This is a genomic window from Staphylococcus sp. mip270_02 (assembly GCF_054031535.1).
The window spans coordinates 1,651,587-1,675,407 of sequence record NZ_CM132934.1 but is presented as its reverse complement, the minus strand read 5'-3'; the positions used below and the strand labels follow the sequence as shown (position 1 = coordinate 1,675,407).

Annotated in this window: 19 protein-coding genes and 1 other RNA gene; 2 read left to right on the top strand and 18 right to left on the bottom strand. The window is 32.8% G+C overall.

From position 1 onward, the window contains the following. Positions 1 to 95: 95 nt before the first annotated feature. Genes mnmA through sal form a run of 3 tightly spaced genes read right to left on the bottom strand, consistent with a single transcriptional unit; the run spans position 96 to position 4,046 of the window. Positions 96 to 1,208: a tRNA 2-thiouridine(34) synthase MnmA gene (gene mnmA, locus ACW5YJ_RS07855; protein WP_017724651.1), complete on the bottom strand. Its 1,113-nt coding sequence runs from the start codon at positions 1,206 to 1,208 to the stop codon at positions 96 to 98. Continuing rightward, on the bottom strand, positions 1,209 to 2,354 hold the full coding sequence (locus ACW5YJ_RS07850; protein WP_017724652.1) for a cysteine desulfurase family protein: 1,146 nt from the start codon (positions 2,352 to 2,354) through the stop codon (positions 1,209 to 1,211). It abuts the gene before it with no gap. Positions 2,355 to 2,414: 60 nt separating this feature from the next. After that, positions 2,415 to 4,046, bottom strand: coding sequence for a Sal family ABC-F type ribosomal protection protein (gene sal, locus ACW5YJ_RS07845; RefSeq protein WP_457338072.1), 1,632 nt, complete (start codon positions 4,044 to 4,046; stop codon positions 2,415 to 2,417). A 290-nt stretch (positions 4,047 to 4,336) separates the two neighbouring features. On the opposite strand from sal, the gene ACW5YJ_RS07840 reads away from it, so the two are divergent. Then, positions 4,337 to 5,335 carry an LLM class flavin-dependent oxidoreductase gene (locus ACW5YJ_RS07840; protein WP_017724654.1) on the top strand — a complete coding sequence of 333 codons (999 nt, stop codon included), beginning with the start codon at positions 4,337 to 4,339 and terminating at the stop codon, positions 5,333 to 5,335. 352 nt (positions 5,336 to 5,687) lie between these two features. Here the strand turns inward: ACW5YJ_RS07840 and ACW5YJ_RS07835 are convergent, their stop codons facing one another. The 3 genes from ACW5YJ_RS07835 to cymR all read right to left on the bottom strand — a co-directional run bounded on the left by ACW5YJ_RS07835 (position 5,688) and on the right by cymR (position 6,625). After that, on the bottom strand, positions 5,688 to 5,855 hold the full coding sequence (locus ACW5YJ_RS07835) for a hypothetical protein (protein ID WP_017724655.1): 168 nt from the start codon (positions 5,853 to 5,855) through the stop codon (positions 5,688 to 5,690). Positions 5,856 to 5,890: 35 nt separating this feature from the next. Next, positions 5,891 to 6,073: a CsbD family protein gene (locus ACW5YJ_RS07830; protein WP_017724656.1), complete on the bottom strand. Its 183-nt coding sequence runs from the start codon at positions 6,071 to 6,073 to the stop codon at positions 5,891 to 5,893. Positions 6,074 to 6,205: 132 nt separating this feature from the next. Beyond that, a complete protein-coding gene (gene cymR / locus ACW5YJ_RS07825) occupies positions 6,206 to 6,625 on the bottom strand; it encodes a cysteine metabolism transcriptional regulator CymR (RefSeq protein WP_017724657.1) in 420 nt (139 codons plus the stop codon). An 86-nt stretch (positions 6,626 to 6,711) separates the two neighbouring features. Between cymR and ACW5YJ_RS07820 the strand changes: the two genes are divergently transcribed. Beyond that, positions 6,712 to 7,986 carry a replication-associated recombination protein A gene (locus ACW5YJ_RS07820; protein ID WP_017724658.1) on the top strand — a complete coding sequence of 425 codons (1,275 nt, stop codon included), beginning with the start codon at positions 6,712 to 6,714 and terminating at the stop codon, positions 7,984 to 7,986. A gap of 105 nt (positions 7,987 to 8,091) precedes the next feature. Here ACW5YJ_RS07820 and ACW5YJ_RS07815 read toward each other — a convergent pair whose 3' ends face one another. The 12 genes from ACW5YJ_RS07815 to tgt all read right to left on the bottom strand — a co-directional run bounded on the left by ACW5YJ_RS07815 (position 8,092) and on the right by tgt (position 23,814). Next, positions 8,092 to 8,862 (bottom strand): tRNA threonylcarbamoyladenosine dehydratase, encoded by a 771-nt coding sequence (locus ACW5YJ_RS07815; RefSeq protein WP_171915207.1) that lies wholly within the window; start codon positions 8,860 to 8,862, stop codon positions 8,092 to 8,094. Between the two features lie 163 nt (positions 8,863 to 9,025). Further along, positions 9,026 to 9,216, bottom strand: a non-coding RNA gene (gene ssrS, locus ACW5YJ_RS07810) — 6S RNA. Positions 9,217 to 9,280: 64 nt separating this feature from the next. After that, the gene (gene aspS / locus ACW5YJ_RS07805; RefSeq protein ID WP_017724660.1) at positions 9,281 to 11,047 is read right to left on the bottom strand and encodes an aspartate--tRNA ligase; all 1,767 of its coding nucleotides are present in this window, start codon (positions 11,045 to 11,047) and stop codon (positions 9,281 to 9,283) included. A gap of 12 nt (positions 11,048 to 11,059) precedes the next feature. Continuing rightward, the gene (gene hisS / locus ACW5YJ_RS07800; protein ID WP_017724661.1) at positions 11,060 to 12,322 is read right to left on the bottom strand and encodes a histidine--tRNA ligase; all 1,263 of its coding nucleotides are present in this window, start codon (positions 12,320 to 12,322) and stop codon (positions 11,060 to 11,062) included. A 326-nt stretch (positions 12,323 to 12,648) separates the two neighbouring features. Next, positions 12,649 to 13,524, bottom strand: a complete 876-nt coding sequence (locus ACW5YJ_RS07795) for an N-acetylmuramoyl-L-alanine amidase (protein ID WP_017724662.1) — start codon at positions 13,522 to 13,524, stop codon at positions 12,649 to 12,651. After that, complete coding sequence (gene dtd, locus ACW5YJ_RS07790; protein WP_457338071.1) at positions 13,521 to 13,973, bottom strand: D-aminoacyl-tRNA deacylase; 453 nt, start codon at positions 13,971 to 13,973, stop codon at positions 13,521 to 13,523. The genes ACW5YJ_RS07795 and dtd overlap by 4 nt, the downstream gene beginning before the upstream one ends. Before the next feature lie 12 nt (positions 13,974 to 13,985). Then, positions 13,986 to 16,175, bottom strand: coding sequence for a RelA/SpoT family protein (locus ACW5YJ_RS07785; RefSeq protein WP_119604053.1), 2,190 nt, complete (start codon positions 16,173 to 16,175; stop codon positions 13,986 to 13,988). A gap of 372 nt (positions 16,176 to 16,547) precedes the next feature. Continuing rightward, on the bottom strand, positions 16,548 to 17,066 hold the full coding sequence (locus tag ACW5YJ_RS07780; protein WP_017724665.1) for an adenine phosphoribosyltransferase: 519 nt from the start codon (positions 17,064 to 17,066) through the stop codon (positions 16,548 to 16,550). 12 nt (positions 17,067 to 17,078) lie between these two features. Then, positions 17,079 to 19,358 (bottom strand): single-stranded-DNA-specific exonuclease RecJ, encoded by a 2,280-nt coding sequence (recJ, locus tag ACW5YJ_RS07775; RefSeq protein WP_457338070.1) that lies wholly within the window; start codon positions 19,356 to 19,358, stop codon positions 17,079 to 17,081. A gap of 232 nt (positions 19,359 to 19,590) precedes the next feature. Next, positions 19,591 to 21,867, bottom strand: coding sequence for a protein translocase subunit SecDF (secDF, locus tag ACW5YJ_RS07770; protein ID WP_457338069.1), 2,277 nt, complete (start codon positions 21,865 to 21,867; stop codon positions 19,591 to 19,593). A gap of 528 nt (positions 21,868 to 22,395) precedes the next feature. Then, on the bottom strand, positions 22,396 to 22,656 hold the full coding sequence (gene yajC / locus ACW5YJ_RS07765; RefSeq protein ID WP_017724668.1) for a preprotein translocase subunit YajC: 261 nt from the start codon (positions 22,654 to 22,656) through the stop codon (positions 22,396 to 22,398). A gap of 18 nt (positions 22,657 to 22,674) precedes the next feature. Then, positions 22,675 to 23,814, bottom strand: coding sequence for a tRNA guanosine(34) transglycosylase Tgt (gene tgt, locus ACW5YJ_RS07760; RefSeq protein ID WP_017724669.1), 1,140 nt, complete (start codon positions 23,812 to 23,814; stop codon positions 22,675 to 22,677). Between the last annotated feature and the right edge of the window lie 7 nt (positions 23,815 to 23,821).

Genomic DNA, 23,821 nt, shown 5'->3' with positions numbered 1-23,821 from the left:
CATTTTTTTGAAATATTAATTTTAAAAAAAGAAATCGCTAGATACTATATTATATAGTCTACTAACGATTTCTAAATAATACTTCATCTTTTGGTTTATAAAACGTAACTTAATTGTCCAGATTCTTTGAAAACATCATCAATTGTAGCACCACCAAGACAGACATCGCCATCATAAAGTACAACAGATTGACCAGGCGTAATCGCACGAACTGGTTCATCGAATACTACACGAATTGCATTATTATTCTCTTTTTGTACAAATACTTTGGTATCTTTTTGACGGTATCTGAATTTTGCAGTACATTCAAATCCGTTTTCTAAGTCGACATCGTTTACAAATGAGATATCTGATGCAATCAAGTAATCACTGTACAATGCTTCATGGTGGAAACCTTGTTCAACATATAATACGTTATCGTTTAAGTTTTTACCAACTACAAACCATGGATCACCGTCTCCACCAATACCTAGACCATGACGTTGCCCGATTGTATAATACATTAGTCCAGCATGCGTACCGATTTTTTCACCTTGTAGTGTTCGCATTTCTCCAGATTGTGCTGGTAAATATTGTGAAAGAAATTCTTTGAAATTACGTTCTCCAATAAAACAAATACCTGTTGAATCTTTCTTTTTAGCAGTTGCTAAATTTTGTTCTTCAGCAATACGACGTACTTCTTTTTTATCGATATCACCTATTGGGAACATTACACGAGATAATTGATCTTGTGATAATTGATTTAAGAAATAAGTTTGATCTTTATTGTTATCCACGCCTCTTAACATTTCAACGTGTCCATCCTCGTGACGACGCACACGTGCATAATGACCTGTAGCAACATAATCAGCACCAAGTTTTAATGCGTGTTCTAAAAAAGCTTTGAATTTAATCTCTTTATTGCACATTACATCAGGGTTCGGCGTACGTCCTTTTTTATATTCATCTAGGAAATACGTAAATACTTTATCCCAGTATTCTTTCTCAAAATTCACTGCATAGTATGGAATATCTAATTGATTGCATACTGCGATGACATCATTATAATCTTCAGTAGCTGTACATACGCCATTTTCATCAGTATCATCCCAATTTTTCATGAATATACCTATGACATCATAACCTTGTTCTTTTAACAAATGTGCTGTAACGGAACTATCTACGCCACCAGACATCCCGACAACAACTCGTGTATCTTTATTTGACACTTACACGTCCTCCTTAAATTTATGATAAATTTTATGAATTTCTGTAGCTATATATTTTATTTCTTGTTCAGTTGTTTGTTCATTAAAACTAAACCTTACCGAATGTTTTGCTCGATTATCTTCTTCATCATACATTGCTTGTAATACATGTGATGGTGTTGTAGTCCCTGCAGTACAAGCTGAACCTGATGAAACATATATATTGGATAAATCTAATAAAGTTAGCATTGTTTCTACATCTATAAATGGTAAATATAAATTTACAATGTGGCCAGTTGAATCTGTCATAGAACCATTTAATTCAAATGGGATTGAGCGTTCTTGTAATGAAACTAAGAATGAATTTTTAAGATTCATTAAATGGACATTGTTTTCGTCTCTATATTGGTTTGCAAGCGTAACAGCTTCAGCTAATCCGACAATTTGCGGTAAATTTTCAGTACCAGCTCTACGTTTAGCCTCTTGTTCTCCACCTAATTGTTGATATTTTAATGAAGTGCCTTCTTTTAGTAGTAGTATTCCAACGCCTTTAGGACCACCAAATTTGTGTGCAGTAATACTCATTGCATCAATGGCAAATTCATGAAAATCTATTTCTAAATGACCAATCGCTTGTACTGCATCAACATGAAACAGCGCATTAGATTTACCAACAATTTCTTCAATATCGTACATTGGTTCGACGGTACCTACTTCATTATTAACAAACATGATTGAAACTAAAATCGTTTGTTCTGTAATAGCATTTTTTAATTGTTGAAGGTTTATTATGCCTTGTTTATCAACATCTAAATATGTGACTTCAAAACCTTCTTTCTCTAGTTGCTCAAATACATGGAGTACAGAATGGTGCTCAATTTTGGAAGTGATAATATGTTTTCCTCTGTGCATCTGGTCATAAGCCATTCCTTTAATAGCAGTGTTATTAGATTCTGTCGCACCACTTGTAAAAATTACTTCACTTGGTTTTGCGTTAAAAGAAGATGCAATTGTACGACGTGCTTCATCTAAATACTTCCGTGCATCTCTCCCTATACTATGAATGGAAGACGGATTACCATAATGAACAGAATAAATATCCATCATTTTATCAATTACTTCTTGCTTAACTGGTGTTGTAGCAGCATAATCTGCATATACTTCCATGCTTGACACTCCTTAAAATTTTATCAATGTTCCAATGATAGCACCATATAATTAATTTTTCTAGTTGTCTGTTTCAAAATGACCATTTTCATCAATATCTTTAAAATCCTCTAATAATTTCATAGTGTTTTTGATATCTGATGGTTGTTTACTATTCAATGACATATTTTGCAATCGCTTATCATTAATATGCCAGTGCGTAGCAGTGATTTTTGATTGTAAATACTGATCATGTGTAACGATAAGTACTTGACCTTGAAAACTTTCAATCATTTTTAATATTAAATCTTGCGTAGCTATATCAAAATAATTGGTTGGTTCATCTAAAATAAGAAGATGTGGGTTTGAGAAATATAATAATACAAACTGCAATCTACTTTTCTCGCCCATGGATAAAAATGCGATAGGTTGATTAATTTTTTCCTTATTAAAATCAAAAGAAGCTAAAATCGTTTGCGCTTCACTACGAGTCATACTGTCCAATGCCATCACCATGTCTAATGAACTGCTGTTAAAGTTCAAGTTATTATTTTGCTGGTCAAAACTAGCCATTTTAAGCGATGGCGTAATATATATATCACCTTTATTCGGTTTTATGTCTTGTTTAATCATTGCGATAAATAATGATTTGCCACTACCATTCGGACCCGTTAAAAGTATATTTTCTTTATTTTTCATTTCAAAGTTAGCATTCGTATAAATTTCTTGTTGATTTATAGTTATACTAACATTTTCAAATCTAATTAAGCTACGCTTTCGCAAACGTGTTTGCTCATTAAAATGAAAATCCCTATTATCATTTTTGGGTGCTTCAATTTGCTTTTCATTAACCTTTTGTTTTAGTTGTGATTCCTTTACTTTAGCTTTTTGAGCTAATTTGCTTAACCTTTTTTGTTGTATTGGGTCTCGCACACTAGTTGATTGTTGTGAAGTTGAATGCCATTCATTCACTCGTCTAATAGTTGCTTCAAGTGCTTTGACTTCTTTTTGTTGTTTTTCATAAGCGTTGACTTGTGATTGATGAGCCAAATCTACAACATGTTTATAGTGATCATAATTACCTTGAAATTTTCTCGTTCCATTACGTGTTATTTGATAAATGTGTGATGCCGTTTGATTGATGAATCCTCTGTGATGCGATACAAAAACGATAGTCTGTTTAGATTTATTTATATTCGTTATCAAATTATCTAGCATTGTCATATCAAGATGATTAGTAGGTTCATCAAGTAATATTAACGATTTTTTTGACAAAAATGCTTTTAGTATCGCTACACGTGTTTGCTGTCCTCCACTAAGCGACGCAACCTTTTTATCTAAGTCGATTTCCGTTAAATCAAATAATTTTGCTTGCGTAATGATTTCTTGTTCAAATTCATAGCCTTCCAATGCAACGTAATCACTTATTTTTTCATAATTATTTAGTATCTCTTTTTTCAATTGAGCTAATTGTGGTTTTAGAAATAGGATAAATTCCATTGCTGTCATCTCATAATAATCAGTCATATCTTGTTCCATTAAATATGCGCTTTCTCTATAAGTATCCTTAAGCGCATGCAAGAGTGTTGATTTCCCAACACCATTGTCTCCTAAAAACGCAACATGTTCTCCTTCTTCTATCTCAATGAGCACCTTATCAATCAGTATTTGTCCATACTGTTCAAATGGTTTTTGTTCATAATAAAAAGACATATCAATTCCCCCACTTTATGGACATGACATATCTTCATTGTGTTATATATATTACTTTATATGTTGTTGCTTAAGTATTTTCACGTAATTTAGACAGGGTCATATCCCATAATTTTTATTTAAATTTAATTGGTTTGTATATTTCTTATGAGATTTATCCATTGTCTTAATTAAGCCACCTAACGTTTTATTTTCATATAAGTATAACAATGAGCAATTTCTTACGCAAGTTTTTAATCGCCTGTTATACTACTGTGTATTAACAAGCTCAAGGAGGATTACGATATAAAATGAACAATTTAAAATTATCTGCGCTTAACTTAGTACCAATCCGCGAAGGTCAAGATGATCAAGCAGCAATCAAAGATATGGTTAAACTTGCGCAAGATTTAGAAGCACTTGAATTCGAACGTTATTGGATAGCTGAACACCATAACGCTCCTAATTTAGTAAGTTCGGCAACTGCCTTATTAATTCAACACACACTAGAACACACTTCAAAAATACGTGTCGGTTCTGGTGGTATTATGTTACCAAATCATGCACCATTAGTTGTTGCAGAACAATTCGGAACAATGGGAACTGTTTTCCCAAACCGTGTAGACCTTGGATTAGGCCGTGCTCCAGGAACAGACATGATGACTGCTAGCGCTTTACGTAGAGATCAACATAACGGCGTTTATGAATTCCCTGAAGAAGTTGAACAACTTTCAACTTACTTTGGCCCAGCTAATCAACAAGGATATGTACGTGCCTATCCAGCTGTTAATAAGCAAATACCACTTTATATACTTGGTTCTTCTACAGATTCAGCGCATTTAGCCGCACGTAAAGGTCTACCATATGTGTTTGCTGGCCATTTTGCACCGCAACAAATGAAAGATGCTATTCAAATATATAAAGAACTATTTGAGCCATCTGACGTATTAGACAAACCTTATGTTATTGTTTGCCTTAATGCAATTGTTGCAGATACAGATGAACAAGCTGAATACTTAGCAACTACGCAAGCACAAGTAATGGTGAGCATCACTAGAGGTAGAATGCAACCTGTACAACCACCAACTGATGATTTAAAAGGGCTCTTAACGCCTACAGAATATGAAATTGCAAAACAAAGAATGCAACAATCCTTAATCGGGTCTAAAGAGACAGTTAAAGCTAAAATTCAAGACTTTATCAAAGAACACGGTGAAATAGATGAACTGATGGCAATTAGTTATATTTATGATCAAGACGCACAGTTAGATTCTTATAAAAAGCTCAAAACAATTGTCGAAGAGATATAATTTATTAAATAAGCCCAGACTTTTCGCAATTCAATGTTTAATATTCATCAAAATAGTAGTTAAGTAAGTGAATATACGAAATATAAATTTAAAATTTTAATTAATAAGGGTTTATATTTTGAAATTCATCATAGTTAAATTTCAAAATATAAACTTGCAATTATTCATACTAGATTGCCACAACCTATCATAAAAATTAATGCCTACTAAACAATGGAAAGCTTAAGTCTAGTTCTTATCCGATGTTTAGTAGGCATTATTTATAATTAATTACATTTAATTGCAAATAAAAAGGGTCAAGACATTATTTTATCCTAACCCCTCTTCATTATCCTATTTTTTACAACAAATATTATTTTTTATCGTCATTTTTGTCATCTTTTTTATCGTTATCACTGCCACCAGTGAATTTATCGATTTGTTCAGATGCTTGTTTTGCTTTTTCATTGTCTGTATCTTTTAATTTATCTGATACATTTTTTGCAGCTTCTTTTGCTTTATCTAAAAAGTTTTCCGCCATTTAAAATCTCTCCTTTATTAGTCATAAACTATAGGTTATTTTTTAAATTTATCGATAACATCATTAGCTTTATCTTTTGCATTTTCTACAAATTCTTTAGCTTTACCAGAAGTTTTATCTTCTTTACCTTCGTTTTCTAAATCTTTATTATCAGTAACGTTACCTAATGTTTCTTTCACGTTACCTTTTGCTTGTTCTACTTTGTTTTCGTCTGCCATGTAAATTACCTCCTTAATGATGTATATATTATAGGTACCACTAATTTTAATAAATAAACATCTCAAACATAGATTAATAAATATTTTCCAAAATTATTATATCATTACTGCAAAATGATACTTCTGTATAATTTAGATATAGAACATATACCCATCTAGATTATTTGTATCTTTATATTCTGCTAAATATTTTAATGATGTGTTATCTAGCACATCTCTTACTGCGTCTCTCATTCTAATCCAAAGTTGCTTTTGAGCAGGTGGTTCTGAATCAATACTTTCAACGAATGTAATTGGACCTTCTAATAAACGAATAATATCCCCCGCTGTTATCTCTTCAGATGGTACTCTTAACTGGTAACCACCTTTTGCACCACGAACACTTCGAATTAATCCGGCATTTCTCAATGGACCGACTAATTGCTCTAAATACAAATCGCTCAAATTATTTTCTTCCGCAATAGATTTTAAAGAAACACACCCTTGACCTTCTTTTTTAGCAAGAGATATCATTAGTGTTAACCCATATCTTCCTTTAGTTGAAATTTTCATTATATTACCTCACTTAATTCGAATACTATATAATAACATTCTATCACTTTTTACGTTAATATAGAATTAGAAAGGTGTGAAACATTGTGTTAAACGAACCACTAGCTTCAAGAATGCGACCAAGCAACATTGATGAGATTATATCTCAAGAGCATTTAGTTGGTCCAAAAGGCATTATCAGAAGGATGGTAGAAACAAAAAGATTATCCTCAATGATTTTTTATGGACCACCTGGTATCGGCAAAACAAGTATTGCTAAAGCTATATCAGGAAGTACTCAATTTAAATTTCGTCAATTAAATGCAGTTACAAATACAAAAAAAGACATGCAACTTATAGTTGAAGAAGCTAAAATGTCTGGGCAAGTTATTTTATTATTAGATGAAATCCATCGTTTAGACAAAGCTAAACAAGATTTCCTATTACCACATTTGGAAGATGGAAAAATTGTTCTTATTGGGGCTACGACATCAAATCCATATCACGCAATAAACCCTGCCATCCGTTCTAGAGCTCAAATATTTGAACTTTATCCATTAGATGAAGATGACATCAAAGCTTCATTGAATAGAGCTCTAAATGACGAAGAACGTGGTTTAGCAAGCTATAATCCGATTGTAGACGAAGACGCGATGACTTATTTTACAACTCAAAGTCAAGGTGACGTGAGAAGTGCTTTAAATGCATTAGAATTAGCAGTTTTAAGTTCAGACATAACGGATAACCAACGCCACATCACCTTACAAGATGCTAAAGATTGTTTACAAAAAGGTGCATTTGTAAGTGATAAAGATGGTGACATGCATTATGATGTGATGAGTGCATTTCAAAAATCAATTCGCGGTAGTGATGTAAATGCTGCACTTCATTATTTAGCGCGCTTAATTGAAGCTGGCGACTTACCTACAATCGTTAGGAGATTGTTAGTCATAAGTTATGAAGATGTAGGTCTTGCATCCCCTAATGCGGGACAACGCACATTAGCTGCTATCGAATCAGCTGAACGTTTAGGCTTTCCTGAAGCTAGAATACCCTTAAGCCAGGCCGTTATTGAACTCTGCTTATCACCTAAATCTAATTCAGGAATCGCTGCTATTGATGCTGCCCTTTCTGATATACGCAAAGGGCATATAGGACAAATTCCTGATCATTTAAAAGATGGTCATTATGCTGGAGCTAAAGAACTAGGTCGTGCTATTGGTTATAAGTACCCTCACAGTTATGACAGTGGATTTATTCCTCAACAATATCTACCTGATAAACTTAAAAGTAGAATTTATTATGAACCGAAAACGACTTCTAAAAGTGAACAACAATTCAAATCGGTTTATGAAAACATCACCCAAGCGCAACAAAAATAATAATAACTCTAGATTTATATTAAAAAAACAGAGGTTGAGATTATTACATCTCAACCTCTGTTTTTTTAATATAAAATATTGAATAACTGCATACTAGGTATGACTTTACATTTTATCTTTAATACGTGATACAGGTATATCTTTTAAAATATCATTAACAACATAGCTAGCGCTAATCAAACCAACTACACTTGGGACAAATGCGTTAGAAGACGGTGGGATTTGACCTTTTCTCGTTGGTGCGTTTGCATCACCTACAGTATCTTTAACATCTTCTCTTATTACTATGGGACTTTCATCTGAAAATACAACAGGGATCCCTTTATATATCCCAAGTTTTTTTAATTTACGACGAATAATTTTAGCCATTGGATCCATATACGTTTCAGAAATATCAGCAATCCTAAACCGTGTCGGATCTGTTTTATTTGCAGCACCCATACTGGAAATAACAGATATGCCTCTTTCCAAGCATTCTTTCATTAAATGCACTTTATACATGATAGTATCACTTGCATCAACAAAGTAGTCAATATCATAATTATTGAACAAAGCTTCGTATGTTTCTTCTGTATAAAACATATGTAATGAAGTTACTCTGCACTCAGGATTAATCAATTTTATACGTTCTTCCATCAAAGTAACTTTACTTTGTCCAACAGTAGTTGTTAATGCATGTAATTGACGGTTCACATTAGTGATGTCTACATCGTCTTTATCTATTAAAATGATATGTCCAATATTAGTACGTGCTAGAGCTTCAGCAGCAAATGAGCCGACTCCTCCAACGCCTAAAATCACCACAGTTTTTTGTTTTAATAATTCTAAACCTTCTTGACCATAAGCCAATTCATTTCTTGAAAATTGATGTTTCATGCCATTCTCCTTAATAATAAGAGCAATTAAATATAATTTGTACATTTGAAATTCTTTTTCTCTTATTGAATTTAATATATTTATTTTATTTCAATTTAATTAAAAATATCAAGTTTTGTATTTTATATCAAAAAAATACGCAAGACCGAAGTCTTGCGTACCGATAGAGTCCATAAGTGCCGTAGTTATAAAATGCTTGATCATTCGGCCTGCTTAAAACAGGTGGGTGCCCTGTTTCTTGTTTTGCAAGTCCTCCTAGTGAGGCGTGTGCGCTGCAAGAAAACCCATTGGGCTCCCGGATCAAAGAGTGTTAGGCCCAAATATAAAGCAAACATACGAACACTACAGATGACTATCTTATGGGATTAATAATAACACAATATTTGAAATTAGCAAGAATAAAAGCTTATAACAAAAATTAATGCCTAATACGTAATGACAATTCTTCTAATTGGTTTTCAGAAACTTCACTTGGTGCATTTGTTAATAAACATGTAGCTGAAGCTGTTTTAGGAAACGCAATTGTATCACGTAAGTTTGTACGACCTGTTAATAACATTACTAGACGGTCTAATCCAAGTGCGATACCGCCATGTGGTGGCGCACCATATTTGAATGCATCTAGCAAGAAACCAAATTGTTCTTGCGTCTGTTCCTCGGTAAATCCTAATACTTCAAACATTTTAGACTGTAAATCACCATTATGAATTCTGATAGATCCGCCACCTAATTCATAACCATTTAATACAATGTCATAAGCATTAGCTTGTGCATTTTCAGGTTCAGTATCTAATTTAGCGATATCTTCTTGTTTTGGTGCAGTAAATGGGTGATGAGCCGCAGTATAACGTTTCAAGTCTTCATCATATTCTAGTAGAGGCCAATCTGTTACCCATAAGAAGTTTAATTTAGATTCATCAATTAAATCTAACTCTCTAGCTAACTTAAGACGTAACGCACCTAAACTTTGTGCAACTACACTTGGTTTATCCGCTACAAATAATACTAAGTCACCTGGCTCTGCTTCAGTTAATGTTTGTAGTTTAGCAACATGGTCTGGTTCAAAGAATTTAGCAATTGGACCGTTCACACCTTCGTCAACGACTTTTACCCATGCTAAACCTTTAGCACCATAAATATTTACAAATTCAGTTAAACCATCAATATCTTTTCTTGTGTATTGATCTGACGCACCTTTTGCAACTATCGCTTTAACTTGGCCATTATTAGTCACAGCATCTTTAAACACTTTGAAATCCATGATTTCTCCTAATTCTGATACGTCTACTAATTCCATACCGAAACGTGTATCTGGTTTATCTGAACCAAAGCGTTGCATTGCTTCAGCATATGTCATTCTAGGGAAAGGTCTTGGAACTTCGACATCTTTTACATCTTTGACTACATTTTGGAGCATTTCTTCTCCCATTTCCATAACGTCTTCTTGGTCTACAAAGCTCATTTCAATATCGACTTGTGTAAATTCAGGTTGACGATCAGCACGTAAGTCTTCATCACGGAAACATTTTACGATTTGATAATATTTATCGAAACCGCCTATCATTAATAATTGTTTAAATAGTTGTGGTGATTGTGGTAATGCATAGAATTCACCATCATGCACACGTGAAGGCACCAGATAGTCACGTGCCCCTTCAGGTGTTGACTTAGTTAATACTGGAGTTTCAATATCGAAAAAGCCTTCTTTATCTAAGTATTGTCTGATTGAACGTGTAGTTTGGTGCCTCATTTTAAATGTTTGTGCTAATTCTTGACGTCTTAAATCTAGATATCTATATTTTAATCTGATATTTTCATCAACGTTTTGATTCTCTTCATTCAATGCAAATGGAGGTGTTTCTGCTTTGTTTATAATTTCAATTTCTGAAACTTGTACTTCTACTTGACCTGTAGCAATTTTGGGATTCACAGTTTGAGGATCACGTTTTTTGACGATACCTTTGACTTGAACTACATATTCAGATCTTACTGTCTCAGCTATTTTTAATGCTTCTTCAGAAAAATCAGGATTAAATACGACTTGTACATATCCTTCACGGTCTCTTAAATCAACAAAAATCAGACCGCCTAAGTCTCTACGGTTGTGTACCCAACCTTTTAATATTACTTCTTGGTCTAATAATGATTCAGTTACTAAACCACAGTATGTTGTGCGCTTACTCATGATATCTTCTCCTTAGTTTTTAAAATAATTTATAATTGCATCTAAACGAATAGTTTCACTTTCACCTGATTGCATATTTTTAACATTTATTTTATTTTCTTCTAATTCTTGCTCACCTATAACAATAGTATAGTTTGCTTTTAATCTATCGGCTTGTTTCATTTGCCCTTTAACTTTACGTTGTAAATAATCTTTGTCGGCTTTAATACCATTTCTACGTAAATCATTAAGTAATTTCACGGCATAACGATCTGCTTCTTCACCCATAGTTACGATAAATAAATCAAAATCATGATCAACGTCAAGTTCGATTTGCTCTTCATCTAAAGCTAGTAATAATCTTTCTATACTTAACGCAAACCCAATACCCGTTTGACTTGGTCCATCTAACAATTCTAGTAAACCATTATAGCGACCACCACCACATAATGTTGTAATCGCACCATCATAATTTGGATTATCAATCATTAATTCAAATGCTGTATGCGTATAATAATCTAAACCTCGAACCAAGTTAGGATCTTCTACATAAGGTACACCTAAATCATCTAAATGTTGCTTAACGTCAGCATAATATTTTTGAGATTGTTCATTTAAGAAGTCAGTGATTCTAGGAGCAGTTTTAATAGCTTCTTTGTCTTTATCAACTTTACAATCTAGTATTCTCATTGGATTTGTGTGTAAACGCGCCTTACAGTCATTACAGAAATCATCAATTACAGGTTCAAAATGTCTAACTAGTGCATCATTGTATTCGCGACGTGATTCAATGTCACCGATACTATTAATCACTAATTTTAAATGCTTCAATCCAAATGATTGATAAATGTGCATTGCCATCGCTAAAATTTCAGCATCTATGCCTGGATCTTCAGCACCAATTGCTTCAACACCAAATTGTGTGAATTGGCGATAACGCCCTTTTTGTTTACGTTCATATCTAAACATTGGTCCATTGTAATATAATTTAATTGGTTGATTAGGCAAACCTTGCATCTTATTTTCAATATAAGAACGGACTACCGCAGCTGTGCCTTCTGGGCGTAGAGTAATACTACGGTCTCCTTTATCTTTAAACGTATACATTTCCTTTTGGACTACGTCCGTCGAATCACCTACTCCACGTGCAAACAATTCCGTGCTTTCAAAAATTGGTGTACGAATTTCTTGATAATTATAAACTTCCATTAACTCATCTAACCTTGATTCAATAAAGCGCCATCTTTTTGTTTCGTCTGGTAATATATCTTGCGTCCCTCTAGGTATATTTATCATAGAATCTCTCCTTTTATGCAATAAAAAAACCCTTGCATGACTAATAAGTCATACAAGGGACGAATTTCCGTGTTGCCACCCTAATTGATTATAAACGTTAAATTTATAATCCACTTCATACGAATAACGCTCGCTAAACGGCTTTTATCAAAGCACCTGTTCTTGTGTTCAATTTCTCAAAACTACTATGCATAATTTTTCAGCCAGGAATTATGTCTCTTCGCAAATTTTGCTACCATTTCGTAAAGAAAATTCAAGAATCATATCGGTTTTAATATAGAATTCATATTTAATAATAACCAGTTTATGAGAATTATGCAACCTTTTTATTCTGAAAAATATGCACGCAAGCCATCGACAACTGCTTTTTCAAGTATATGTCTGTGCAATTGATCCGTAATCATATCTTCATCAGTAGGATTACTAATATAACCTAATTCTAATAATACAGCTGGTATATCTGTCTGTCTCAATACTTGGAAATTTTCCTGTCTAGCACCTTTATTTGTCAGTAATGCTCTCTTTTGCAAACTAGCATTTAATGTTTCGGCTAACGCCTTTTGATTATCTTTGAACCAATAGACTGTGCTGCCGTTTGCTTTAGATGACTTTAATGAGTCATTATGTATACTAATATAAGCATCACCTTTTATGTTTCGCTCATCAAGACTAACGTATTCGTCGCTTTCACGAGTCATGTTAACCGTAGCACCTTCTTTTTCCAAAAGTGATTTTAGTTCTTTAGCAGTTTTTAAAGTATATACTTTTTCGATACTTTTTTTATTTGTATTACTTGAAGCTCCCTGGTCACTACCACCGTGACCAGGATCAAGTACTATCGTTTTATCTTTTAAGGGTTTGGCATTATGATTAGCATCTGCTTCAATATCTAAATTCGTATGCCATCCTGCTACCCAACCTTTTTCCTTCTTGTTAGAAGATTCTACTTCTATCCACTTACCTGTCTTACCTATTTTTTGGAAGTTTTGTCCTTTATCGATGTTATTAATAACTGGATAAGCTGAGCTTGGACCAGTTCTTAGTTCTGCATCTTCAGTAACATAGATACTACTACTATTCTCATCATTATGATTTAAGAAAGAGATAATCATAATGATAAAGACAACAAATGTTACAATGACAATTAGCGCGGGGAAATTTTTAAGTTTATTTTTTTCTAGCCAAGTATTGATTTTTTTCATATAATTTTGCCATCCTGACTTTCATAAATAATTGTTACAGGTCCATCATTGGCAATCTTAACTAACATGTCTGTTCCAAATTCACCTGTCAACACATTTATTCCATAAGAACGGAGTGTTTCATTTAATTTTTCATATAATTCATTAGCACGTTCTGGAGGCATGGATTTGGTAAACCCAGGTCTATTACCTTTTCTAACATCTGCATAAAGTGTAAATTGAGAAATAGATAAAATCTCTCCACCAATTTGTTGAAGATTTAAGTTTAATTTTCCATCCTCATCCTCAAATAGTCTTGCATTGAGGATTTTTTTAGCTAATGTAGCTATATCTGCTTCTGTTGAAGTTTTACCAACACCCACAAGCAAACAGTAGCCTTTATTTATTTTGTTTTCAATAGAATCATTTGAAACTGATGCTTCTTTGACTCTCTGGACTACTATTCTCATTTAGTTACACCTCTAATTCCAAACTCTTGTTACTGTATACACATCTCCAAGTTGCTTAATTTTATCTACAACTTGATATACTTCATTTACATTTTTTACCATTACACTGATATTAATTACTGCATTCTTATCAATATCAGAGCGTCCAGATACTTTTACTAGATTACTTTGTGTTGAATTAACTGCTTGTAATACTTCATTTAACAGACCGTTTCGATCATATGCAGTAACTTCTAAATCTACTTGATAACGTTGGGTCGAATCTTTAGAACGCACCCACTCTACATGAATCAGACGTTCATTTTCATTTTTTATATTTGGACAATCTGTACGATGCACTTTTATACCATGGCCTTTTGTGATATATCCTACAATATCATCACCAGGGATTGGATTACAACATTTTGATAATTTAATTAAAACATTTTCAATACCTTCAACATAGACGCCACTATCAGTCGTTATATCCTCTTTAATAGGTACTGATTTAGTTATCTCTTGAGCTTCATTTAATGCTTTTTGTTTATCTAAAATACGTTGCTTTTCAGTCAATTTATTAACAATCTGCAACGCTGTCACACCACCAAAACCTACTGCAGCAAACAAATCATCTTCATTAGCAAAATTGTATTTATTGTTGACAATTTCTATATTTTCATCTGTTAAGACTGCATCCACTCTAAAACCTTGATCTTTAATTTCAGCCTCAACCATAAATTTACCTTTTTCAATGTTTGAAGAACGGTCTTGTTTTTTGAAGAAACTTCTAATTTTACTCTTAGCACTTGATGATTTTACTATTTTCAACCAATCACGACTAGGGCCATATGAATGTTTACTTGTTCTTATTTCAACAATATCTCCTGTTTGTAACACATAGTCGATTGGTTCGATTTTGCCATTTACTTTTGAACCAATCATTTTATTACCAACTTCACTGTGAACTGCATAAGCAAAATCAATTGGTACTGCACCATATGGTAATTCAATGACATCACTTTCTGGCGTAAAGGCATAAACTTTATCACTTTGTAAGTCGAATTTTAGAGTTTCCATAAATTCTTCTGCATCAGAAGTAGTATTATCGGTTTCAGCTAACTCTTTGATCCAATTTAATTTTTTATTGAAACTTTGAGATTTTTCAGTAACTTTTTTGCCTTCTTTATACGCCCAGTGCGCTGCCACACCATGTTCTGCTATCTCGTGCATTTCATAAGTTCTAATTTGGATTTCTAGTGGATCACCATTTGGACCTACTACAGTAGTATGTAAAGATTGATACATATTTTGTTTCGGCATGGCAATATAGTCCTTAAACCTTCCAGGCATCGGTTTCCACAATGTATGGACAAGGCCTAAAACAGCATAGCAATCGTTAATTGAATTAACAATAACTCTAATTGCTAATAAATCAAAGATTTGATCAAATTGTTTTTTTTGTTTAACCATTTTTCTATAAATGCTATAAATATGCTTGGGACGCCCGTTTATGTCCCCAATAATATGCATATTGGACAAATCGTTTTGTATTTGGTTAATCGCATTTTGAATGTATTCTTCTCGTTCGCTACGTTTCTTCTTCATAAGATTTACTATTCTGAAATATTGGACAGAATCTGTATATCTCAACGCAGTATCTTCCAATTCCCATTTAATAGTGTTAATACCTAATCTGTGTGCTAAAGGAGCATAAATTTCAAGTGTTTCTTTTGAAATTCGAATTTGTTTTTCTCTAGGCATTGCTTTCAATGTTCTCATATTATGTAAGCGGTCTGCTAATTTAACTAAGATTACCCGCACATCTTTAGCAATCGCTATAAATAATTTTCTATGATTTTCTGCTTGTTGTTCTTCTTTTGAACGATACTTCACTTTTTTTAATTTAGTTACACCCTCAACGATAACTGCAATTTCTTCATTAAACATGCCCTTCACATCATCAAATGTATAAGGTGTATCTTCTATAACATCGTGTAAAAAACCTGCAACAATGGTTGGACCATCTAAATGCATTTCAGTCAAAATGCCCGCAACTTGAATTGGATGCATAATATACGGTAAACCATTTTTTCTAAATTGGCCTTCATGTGCCTCATAGGCAATGTGGTAACTTTTCAACACATATTCATACTCTTCCTTAGATAAATATGATTTTGCTTTGGATAGTACTTCATCGGCACTATATGGATATTCATTGTTCACTTAAGACACCCCTATACTAAATATTAATCGCTATTAGATACCCAGTATTATATTTCGTTAGCTTCAATTAATTTTTGCTTAATTATGATTGTAACGTATTTTAACGTTATTCGGCCAAATTATGTATAATAGTTATATAATACTACATGTTAATAAATAAATAAATGAGTATGCGATACTAATAGTAAAATATGGGTTTATTTTTATCTTGTAAATACAAAATAAAGTTATTTTTCCAGAAATAATTGATGACTCAGGTCACTTTTTGTTTAGCGTAATTAAATTAAAAAATACATCCCCATTTAGAAAATGAAGATGCATTTTTATTTTAAGTAAAGTTGGTAATTCAATCCTTTAACTTAATTGAGATAATTACTCATCATATGAGATTAAACTCATAACATCGTAGTCTCTTATTTTTTCTATTCCATTTAAATATTTAAGTTCAATAATAAATGCAATACCAACCACAATTCCACCTAATTGTTCTATAAGTTTAATAGCCGCTTCTATTGTTCCACCTGTCGCAAGTAAATCATCTGTGATTAACACACGTTGACCTGGTTTAATAGCGTCTTTATGCATTGTAAGTACGTTTGTTCCATATTCCAAATCATATTCATAGCGAATTACTTCTCTTGGTAATTTACCTTCTTTTCTTACTGGAGCAAAACCTATCCCCATTGAATAAGCTACCGGGCAACCAATGATAAATCCACGTGCTTCTGGCCCGACGATAACATCAACATCTCTATCTTTAGCGTATTCCACGATTTGATCAGTAGCATAACCATACGCCTCACCATTATCCATAATTGTTGTTATATCTTTAAAATTAACGCCTGATTTGGGCCAATCTTCAACCTCAGACACATATTGTTTTAAATCCATTCAAACTTCCTCCTATTTATCTATCAGCTCTGATTTAATCCATTTTTTTAAGTTACTAAAGTCGTCGTATAATAGAACTTTTTCAACTTCTATTCTATTTAGTCGACCTTGATAATATTTACTAGATTCAATCTCTCTCTTTGTGGAAACACTGTTCATCTTAATTATACCATTTTCCTCTTTTATAAACTCTAAATCGAGAAAAACTTTTAAGATAAATTTAAGCATACTCGGCTGTATATTTAAAAACTGGCATAATTGCATCCCATCATTAACTAAATTGGTTTCACCTTTCGTTACTAATGCTTTAAAACATTTTTTGAATGTTTCCATTTTTGGCATACCCTCAAAGTATATTGATTGCTCATGATTTAAAACCAAATAAATTTGTGAAACACTCATTGTTTTAAGCGTGTCTTTAATTTCTTGAATAGACGTTGGTAAATCACGAAATACATACTTATCGTATTGTTGTAAAATCGTTTCCCCATAATAGTAATAATTATCTCCTAATTTTTCATTCTTATTATGGATTAAATATGCGACATCATTATTACCTTGTTCAAAACTACTAATATTACGTTTACTTCTATAATCTAAAATCTGTAAATTATTACTAGCTAAATCTTGTATCATAAATTGAGGAGATTGGAAGCCATTCCATTCATTAATTTGTAATGTTCCTATTACATTAATTGGTTGTTGCTCACCCAATTCCTTAACTAAGTGACCATGTTGCCAAAATATAGCTTGTAACTTACTATCTCCCATAACTAGCTTTAAATGCTTACTTTCTTGACCGATCGCTTTACTTTGATTGACTGTAATATCTTCTAATTCAAAACATGGGCTAGAAAAATCTGTACCGAACGGACGTAACCTTTGGATATCTTGAATGTTTTTAATAGTAATATCAGATTCATCAATTTTCACGTCAACTTTTTTACGTGGTTCCAATGAAGTTGTGCTTGCAAGTTGTTCCATCCAATCGTTTAAACCATTTCGTAACGAATCAATATTTTCAATTGGCATAGTAATACCTGCAGCCATATGATGTCCACCAAATTTTGTTATTAAATCTGTGTGCGCATTCAAAATTTCAAACATAGACACTTGTTCAATACTACGTGCAGAACCTTTAGCATGATCTTGCCCTTCATCTATATTTAAAATTAGAGTTGGCAGACTATAAGTTTCTACTATTTTGGAAGCAACGATACCTAATACACCTTCATGCCAATCAGACTGAGCTAAAAGTAGAAATTTCGCTCCTTGATTTACTTGGATCTCCGCTGCTGCTAACGCCTCTTCAGTAATTTGAGATACAATGTCTTTACGTTCTTGATTAAAAAACTCCACTTGTTCCGCAAGAAAATCTGCTTCCTCATCTGAATCGGTCATCAATAATTCTGCGGCAAGTCCTGCATCTTCAAGTCTACCTACTGCATTTAGTCTTGGGCCTATAATAAAACCAATTGTTTCTTCCGTAATACTATCACTGTAACCTGCTTGGCTTAATACAGCTCTTATAGATGCTGGACAATGATCGTTTAATACTTCCAATCCTTTTTGGACTAAAGCTCTATTTTCATCTGTCAATGATACTAAATCTGCTACTGTTCCAATCGCAACTAATCCTAAGAAATATGCTGGAGGTTCGTCCAATAATTTTTGTGCCAATTTATACGCGACACCTGCGCCACATAAATACTTAAATGGATAATCAAATTCTGGATGCATAGGGTGAACAATTGCATATGCGTTTGGCATTGTACGACCAATTTCATGGTGATCGGTTACTATTACATCAACACCTAAATCCTGAACCATTTGAATTTCATCATGACCTTGAATTCCATTATCGACTGTAATGATTAAAGAGATACCTTCTTCATATGCATTTTTAAAAGCCATTTCATTAGGCCCATAGCCTTCGGAAAAACGATTGGGTATGTACCAACCTACATGTGCACCTAATTCCTTTAGTGTATTCACTAAAATTGTTGTAGAGGTAACACCATCCGCATCGTAATCGCCATAAACTAAAATCTTTTGATTCTGATCTATCGCAAAATTTATACGTTCTATTGCTTTATCCATATCGCTCATCAACATTGGATCATGCATATCAGGTGTGCCATTAAGGAGATTATTAATTGTGTTTTTATTTGTTAATCCTTTACTCTCTAGGATTTTTTTTACAATAGGAGTTAGTTTTAAATCCGAAGAATCTGCTTCTGCAATTTCATATTCTGGTAAATTAACGTCCCAAGTATATTTTGATTTAATCATACTATTCTCCCTCATTTCCACAAGTCATTATACAAAAGATATACCAAAATAAAAAGTAGTTTCTTTTATAGAATCGATTGAATCGACTATTTGATAATAAAGTTGTCATGTACTATTTTAAATTCACTATTTTATAACATATCAATTCATATACTCTCAAAACAATTAAACAGATAAAGACCACAATTAATGCATTAGCAAAAATTGTGGTCTTTTGAAATTTAATATTCAATTATACTAAGATTTTTTCGTCATTTGATTTTTTCTCTTTATAAACTACAAGTTTATTATCATCAGATTTTTTAAGTTGACGTTTCTTCATAATACCCCAAAGCGGTACTGCGATAAATACAGAAGAAAATACGCCGGAAATCAATCCGATTAATAATGCTAGTGAGAAATTAAAGATACTTGGAGCGCCAAGTAACAATAATGCAATAACAACAATAACTACTGTTAATACTGTGTTTATAGAACGTGTCATTGTCTGACGAATTGATCTATTAACAATATCATCAATTTGGGATTTCTTAGTAATCACTTTTACTTTGTGTAAATTTTCTCTAACTCTATCAAATGTAACAATAGTGTCATTTATTGAATAACCAATAATTGTTAACACAGCTGCTATAAATGTAATATCTACTTCTAATCTAAATAAACTGAACACTGCGACAATCATAAATGCATCATGTAATAATGCGAGCACAGATGAAAGTCCCATGCGCCATTCGAATCTAAATGTAATATAGATGATAATGCCGATTGCAGCATATAGTAATGCGAGCATAGCATTTTTAGCAAGTTCTTGGCCTATTACTGGTGAAACCGTATTAACAGTTGGTTTGTGACCAAATTGATCATCTATCGTATCCTGTATTTTAGATACTTCATCTTTAGATAAATCTTTTTTGAATTGAACTGTTGCCGTTTTACCATTTTCACCTAAAGATACTTGGTTAGGTCTAAAATCATTATCTTCTAAAGTATTTTTAACCTTAGTTTCAGTGACTTTATTATCTGATTCAAAGTCAACTCGAGTACCACTTGTAAAATCAATACCTAAGTTTAACTTAAATACAAATAAAATAATTGCACCTACGGCGATTATAAGTACACTTAGTCCTAGCAATGGTTTAGCAAGTTTCATAAAGTCAATGCGTTCATATGGTGTTTTCAAATCATGGATTTCTTTTTTATCGTTAATATCATGAATATTTTTCTTACTTACACCGAACAACCAATTTGATTTTTTAAAATAATTAGATGACACAAGTAAAGTTAGCAACCATCTTGATAGGAATACAGCTGTTACAAATATCATTAAAATACCTAATAATAACATTGTAGCGAAACCTTTAACTGAACTTTCACCAAAGAAAAATAGTACAGCAGCAGCAATTACTGTTGTTAACTGGGCATCTACTATAGTTAAGAAAGAGCTCTTATTCGCTTTTTTATATGCCTGTTTAAGTGTATGTCCAATCTTCAGTTCATCTTTTATCCGCTCATACATAATTATATTAGCATCAACAGCCATACCAACACCTAGTACTAATGCTGCTAGACCTGGAAGCGTCAATACTCCTGAAATAAAGTTAAATGCTAATAACGTTAAGTAAATATATGCTGTTAACGCAATTATAGCAACTAAACCAGGCAAACGGTAGAATCCTAACATGAATAGATAAATAACAGCAATACCGATTGCAGCAGCAAATACCGTTTTATCTAAAGCATCTTGACCAAATTGAGCACCTACAGAATTTGAATATATTTCATTCAAGTCAACTGGTAGTGAACCAGAATTTAGTAAATCTGCAATTTGTTTTGCTTTTTCTACGCCTTCTTCACCATTAAAACCACCTGAAATTTCAACGCTATCGGAGTTTATCGGTTGATCAACCGAAGCTGCAGAAACATATTTAGGATCTTTCTTATTCATTTCTTTATGATAAGTGTCACCTTTTTCATGATCTAGCCATACGACCATAACATTTTCATCTTTTTTAGAAATTTCTTCAGTTACTTTTTTAAATTTAGCACTATCTTTCAATTTAAATGTAACCGCTGGCTGATTCGTATTTTGTTTAAATTCTTGTTTTGCAGATCCTTGCTGAATATCTTTACCAGTTAGTTTGATATTATCATCAGCATCACGAATTGTTAAATTCGCTTGAGAAGATAATATCTCACGTGCTTGTGATTGGTTTTTAACACCGGCAAGTTGTACGCGAATTCTATTTTTATCTTCTACTTGTATCTTAGGTTCCGAAACCCCTAAGACGTTCACACGATTTTCAAGCGTTTTAGCCGTAGCTTTTACCGCTTTATCGTCTATTTTATCACCTTTTTGTAAAGGATCTACTTGGTATAAGACTTCAAATCCACCTTGCAAATCAAGACCAAGATTAACATCCTTAACTACGCTCTTATACGTGAGTCCCATGCCTGCAAACAGGAGCACTACAAGTAATATAAACGCAACTATTCGATTACTTTTCTTCACTTGAACACCTCATTCTAAGCTTATGTTTTAAGAATACGCTTCTAATATCAATTATTGCAAGTTTTATTAAACTACGCTAAATTATCTAAACGACCTATATATCTTAACATATTACATCCTGTGTAAAAACTAACTCTATTAAATATTGTGAGAAAATTTAATTGTAAGCGTTACAATTATAGAATCTATTCGTATTAAATGTTTTAAAGATATAGGCATATGATGCGTAAGATATACCTTAAAGTATAACATGACCTGAATAAAATGGCCTTTAAGTAAATGAAGTTATGTCATTTATTTTGAATATTTAATTAGAATTAAATAAATAAAACAAATATTAAAAATAGCATTTGGTGTTTATTATGTTGAATAAATCAATTGATAACAGAGCCAAATTTGGTTTGAAAGTTAACTTCACTGCTATTTCTAAAAATAACTATGCAAACATAAATAAACCTTAGGAGAATTATCCCCTAAGGTTTATTTATTTCAAAATTAATACATTCCCATGTATCAATACATTATTTATTATGAAGGATCAACTTGTTTGATAGCAGGTTTTTCTAAAGTGATTTCAGTACCATTACCATTTAAAGTTAATACAACTGTAGTTTCATCAACACTGCGTACAGTACCTTTGATACCGCCGATAGTTGTTACACGTTGGCCAGAAGTAACTTGGCTAATCATTTCACGATGCTCTTTAGCCTTTTTCTGTTGTGGTCTTATTAAGAAGAACCACATTAATACTAATAATAAAATTGGTAATATCAATGAAGTAAATTGCATTATTTTATTTCTCCCTTTTTAAAAGTTTTTTGGGTTTTCAACATTCAGTCCATACTGTTCAAAGAATTCTTCTTTAAAATCAAGAAGTCGATCTTCACGAATTGCTTGTCGGATATTTTCCATTAATTTAAGCAAGAAATGTAAATTATGATAAGTAGTAAGACGGATACCAAAAGTTTCTTCTGCTTTTATTAAATGTCTTATGTATGCTCTACTATAATTTTTACAAGTATAACAATCACAGTTTTCATCAAGCGGACTTAAATCTTCTGCATACTTAGCATTTTTAATAGTCACACGACCATGCGATGTCATACAAGTACCATTACGTGCAATACGTGTTGGTAACACACAATCAAACATATCCATACCTCTGATACTACATTCTATTAATGCATCTGGTGAACCCACACCCATCAAATAACGTGGTTTATCTTTCGGCATAAATTGTTCAGTATGCTTTACCATATCATACATAACTGGCTTAGGTTCACCTACAGACAAACCACCAATTGCGTATCCCGGAAAATCTAAAGCAACTAATTCTTCAGCGCTTTGTTTTCTTAGATCTTTATATTCTCCGCCTTGTATAATTCCAAACAAGGCTTGATCATCAGGTCTCTTATGTGCTTTAAGGCAACGTTCTGCCCATCTCGTTGTTCTTTCAATTGAGTCTTTCACATATTTATATTCAGCAGGCATAGGTGGACATTCATCAAAAGCCATCATAATATCAGAACCTAAATCATTTTGTATCTGCATAGCTTTTTCTGGGCTCAAAAACAATTTCGAACCATTTGTATGATGACGGAACTCTACGCCTTTTTCACTAATTTTCCTCAAATTACTTAAACTAAATACTTGAAAACCACCAGAATCAGTCAGTATTGGACCATTCCAGTTCATAAACTGGTGTAATCCCCCACTCTTTTTGATGATATCATTTCCTGGTTGTAACCACAAATGATATGTGTTTCCTAAAATGATTTTTGCTTCCATTTGATTTAATTCTTCTGGACTCATCGTTTTAACTGTCGCTTTTGTTCCAACAGGCATAAACATTGGTGTTTCAAAAGAGCCATGTGGTGTGTGCACGATACCTAATCTCGCACCGGATTGTTTACAAGTTTTAATATGCTCATACGTAACTGCTGGCATATAAACG